The organism is Archangium sp. (assembly GCF_036389735.1).
Classification (GTDB): domain Bacteria; phylum Myxococcota; class Myxococcia; order Myxococcales; family Myxococcaceae; genus Archangium.
In genome coordinates, this window is the sequence record NZ_DASVWK010000104.1 from 1 (window position 1) to 4,020 (window position 4,020).

A 4,020-nucleotide genomic window follows, 5' to 3' on the forward strand; every position below is an offset into this window, starting at 1 on the left:
CGGGGAGCGCACGAGCCGCGACGCCGTGGGCACGCGCGTCGTCGTGTCCTACGACGAGGGCGGCCAGCGGGTGGAGCAGGTTCACGAGCTGGGGTTGATGGGCGGGCTCAGCGCCTCGGCGGATCCGCGCCTGCACTTCGGGCTCGGCCGCCACGCGGGCCCGGTCACGGCCTCCATCCACTGGTACGGCGGCGAGGTGCAGACCGTGCGGCTCGAGGCCGACCGCTACCACGTCATCCACCAGCCCGCCGTCACCGCCGGCATTCACGGCGCGGAGTAGGGAGTCCGATGCTTTCCGCCTTGAAGGGAGCCACCGTCCCCTGTGCGTCGCTCACCGAGCGCCAGCGCGGGCAGATGCTGGCGCTGATGCAGGTGTGCTACGCGGGAGTCAGCGCCGAGCGCTTCACCCGGGACCTGACCGAGAAGCAGTTCGTCATCCTGCTGTCCGCGCGGCGCACGGGCGAGCTGGTGGGCTTCAGCACGCTGCGCGTCTCCGAGGAGGAGGTGGATGGGCGGAAGGTGGAGGTCGTCTTCTCGGGCGACACCGTCATCCATCCGGACTACTGGGGACAGAAGGAGCTCCAGGTCCGCTTCGGGCACTTCATGCTCGCGCGCAAGTTGCGCCGCCCGCTGCGCCCGCTGCTGTGGTTGCTGTTGAGCGCGGGCTACAAGACGTACCTGCTGGCGGTGAATCACTTCCCGCGCACGGTGCCTCGCCACGACTGGGAGGCGCCGCCCGAGCGCGTGTCCTTCTTGAGCGCGCTGGCCCGGCGCTGGTTCGGCGCGCAGTACGAGGCGACGCGGGGCACGGTGCGCTTCTCGGGCTCGCACTACCGGGTGAGGGATGGGGTGTCGCCGATCGACCGGGAGGCGGCGGCGCATCCGCACAGCGCGTTCTTCGCGAGGAGCAACCCCGGACACGTGGAGGGCGAGGAACTGGTGTGCCTGGCGGAGATCCGCGTGAGGGACCTGATGTGGGCCCGGACGGAGCTGAGCATGAAGCAGGTTCGCCTGTGGACGCGCCGGGGCCTGAAACTGATGGGAGTGCGCGCCTGATCCTGACTGGCCTCATGGCGGCCCAGGCTCCGTCCGCGCTCCTGTTCCGTCGAGCCCTCTCTCGCCCCGAGCAGGCGCAGGCCGAGTGCCTGTCCCGTGTCCTGAACGCCGTCCGTGACAGCGCACAGGCCACGCGCCTGCCGGGCTTCTCCCGAGTCCGCACCGCGCGCGAGTTCCAGGATGCCGTGCCCGTGTCCACGCCGGACTCGGTCCTCGCGGACATCGAGGCCCTGAAGTCCGGCGGGCCGCGCGTCCTCACCCGCGAGCCCGTGGTGCGCTTCGAGCCCTCGGGAGGATCCTCGGGAGCGTCCAAGTACGTCCCCGTCACCCAGGGGTTGTTGAGCGAGTTCCACCACGCGCTCGCGCCCATGCTGTTCGATCTGCTGGCCTCGCGCCCCGCGCTCCGCGAGGGCCCGAGCTACTGGTCCATCTCGCCCATCGGCCGCAAGCAGGGGCGCACCCCCGGCGGCATTCCCGTGGGCAGTGTCGAGGACTCCGCGTACTTCCCGCGCTTCCTCCAGCCCGCGCTGGCTCGCGTGTTCGCCGTGCCCGGCACCGTGGCTCACCTGCCCGATGTGGAATCGTGCCGGTATGTGACGCTGTGGTTCCTCGTGGCGTGTGAGGAGCTGGCGCTGGTGAGCGTGTGGAACCCGAGTTTCCTCACGCTGCTCATGGACGCCCTGGAGCGGCATGGGGAACGGTTGGCGGAGGATCTGGAGCGCGGGGTGTGCCGGCCTCCTCTCCCGGAGGGAGAGGGAGGAGTCCTCTCGCGCATGCGCTTCACGCCTCGGCCCGAGCGGGCCGCCGTGCTTCGCGAGGTGCTTCGTTCCGGTCTTCAGGCCCGGCTGTTGTGGCCCCGGCTCGCGCTGCTCAGCATGTGGACCGATGCCCAGGCCGCCCACTCCGTCGAGCCCGCGTGCCGCCGCTTCCAGGGCATCGAGGTCCAGGGCAAGGGACTGCTCGCCACCGAGGGTGTCGTCTCACTGCCCCTCTTCGACGCCCCCGCCCCCGTGCTCGCCGTCCGCAGCCACTTCTTCGAGTTCCTCGACCCGGAGCACCCCGACGCACGCCCCTGGCTCGCGCACGAACTCGAGCGGGGCCGCACCTACTCCGTCCTCCTCTCCACCTCCGGCGGCCTGCTGCGCTACCGCCTGGGAGACCTCGTCCGCGTCGAGGGCTTCCACCACGCCACGCCCTGCCTCCGCTTCCTGGGCCGGGCGGATTCCGTCTGTGACCTCGTCGGCGAGAAGCTCGCCGCCACCCGCGTCTCCACCGTGCTCGACGCCACGCTGCCCACCGTGCTCGGCCGGCGCCCCCCCTTCGCCATGCTGGCCCCCGAGTGGGACGCCCATGCTCCTCCGGCCTACCGGCTCTTCGTCGAGACCGACCTGCCCGAGGTGCACCTGGAGGAGGCCGCCCGCGCCATCGAGCGCGCCCTGTGCGAGGGCTACCACTACCGCTACGCCCGCGAGCTCGGCCAGCTCGGGCCCGTGTGCGCCCTCCGCGTCACCGAGGGCACCCGCCGCTACGAGGCCCGCTGTATCGCGCTCGGTCAGCGCGCCGGGGACATCAAACCCACCGACCTTCATCGCCAGGCCGGCTGGTCCGCCTGGTTCTCCCAGCAAGGAGCGATGCGCCCATGAGGAACCCGCTCGACCTCCAGAACCTCGCGCTCGTGACGACTCCCTCCGTGGACCTCGAGGCCGAGGCCGACCTCACCCGCTGTGGAGCCCTCAAGGATTTCTGGTACGTCGCCTGTCTCTCCGCCGAGCTGCCCTCGGGCAAGCCGCTGGCGCGCACCGTCTTCGGCACCAATGTCGTCCTCTTCCGGGACGAGCACGGCAAGCCCGTGGCCCTGCGCGACCGCTGCCTCCACCGCAACGCGCGCCTGTCCGCCGGAGACGTCTTCGACGGCCGCCTCGGCTGCCCGTACCACGGCTGGGTGTATGACGGCTCGGGCGCGGTGGTGGAGGTGCCCTCGCTCGGGCCCAGCCAGTGCGGCGAGGTGCTGGACTCCCAGGGCCATGCGAGCGCGGGCCTGAAGGTGAGGCCGTGCGACCTCGGCAGGCTCCAGCGCTTCGACACGCTGGAGCAGGACGGGCTCGTGTTCGTCTTCATGGGAGGCGACGCCTCGCGCGCCCGCGCCGAGCCCTTCCGCGTGCCCTACTGGGGCCAGCCCGGGTGGACCTGCTACTTCATGGTGACGCGCTTCCCCAACGGGGTGACCAACCTCGTGGAGAACTTCATGGACGTGCCGCACACCCAGTTCGTCCACGCGGGGTGGTTTCGCGACACGCAGAGGAAGCGCGTGCCCGCCACGGTGAAGCGCACCGGGGGCAGCGTGCTCGTCACCTACCAGCAGGAGCAGGACAGCCTCACGGGCCTGGGGCGCCTCTTCAACCCGCGCGGCCAGCCCCTCGTCCACACGGACAAGTACTACGTCCCCAATGTCACCCGCGTGGACTACATGTGGGGCGAGAGCGGCTTCGCCATCAACTCGCAGTGCACGCCCATCGGCCCCACGGACAGCCTCGTCTACACGGCCATCAGCTACCGGTTGCCGCTCGACTTGCCCCACACGCTGGTGGGCCGGGCGCTGCGCCCGCTGGTGAAGTGGTACACCACGCAAGTGATTCGCCAGGACGTGGCCATCATGGGCGTGCAGCGCGAGGGCCTCACCAACGGCCCCGGCGGCGGCGTCTTCACCGGCACCGAGGCGGACCTGCTGCACGCGGACATCGAGTCCTACCGCCAGTGGCTGCGCGAGGGCGCCCCGGGCGAGGGCCCCACCGAGGAGGAGCGCGACATCGTCTTCTGGATTTGAGCCGCGCAAGCCTGCTCTGGCACTCCTCTTGGTGCAACAGATGGCCTAGGGTGCGAGGGGGACGGGAGCTAGAGTCCCTTGTCCGCTTGTCGCTCTAAAAACGGGTATTTGTCGGCTGCTAGGAGCAAATGAATGGATGT

At 70.5% G+C, this 4,020-nt stretch carries 4 protein-coding genes; all 4 read left to right on the forward strand.

What is annotated here, in order from left to right; all coding sequences use genetic code 11:
- A partial coding sequence (locus tag VF794_RS04035; RefSeq protein ID WP_331107852.1) for an ASPIC/UnbV domain-containing protein occupies nt 1–280 on the forward strand: 280 nt, incomplete at its 5' end.
- 8 nt (nt 281–288) lie between these two features.
- Nucleotides 289–1,056, forward strand: a complete 768-nt coding sequence (locus tag VF794_RS04040) for a hypothetical protein (RefSeq protein ID WP_331107853.1) — start codon at nt 289–291, stop codon at nt 1,054–1,056.
- Between the two features lie 14 nt (nt 1,057–1,070).
- Entirely contained in the window at nt 1,071–2,699 is a 1,629-nt protein-coding gene (locus VF794_RS04045; RefSeq protein ID WP_331107854.1) for a GH3 auxin-responsive promoter family protein, read from the forward strand.
- Nucleotides 2,696–3,880: an aromatic ring-hydroxylating dioxygenase subunit alpha gene (locus VF794_RS04050; protein WP_331107855.1), complete on the forward strand. Its 1,185-nt coding sequence runs from the start codon at nt 2,696–2,698 to the stop codon at nt 3,878–3,880. The genes VF794_RS04045 and VF794_RS04050 overlap by 4 nt, the downstream gene beginning before the upstream one ends.
- Nucleotides 3,881–4,020 lie beyond the last annotated feature (140 nt).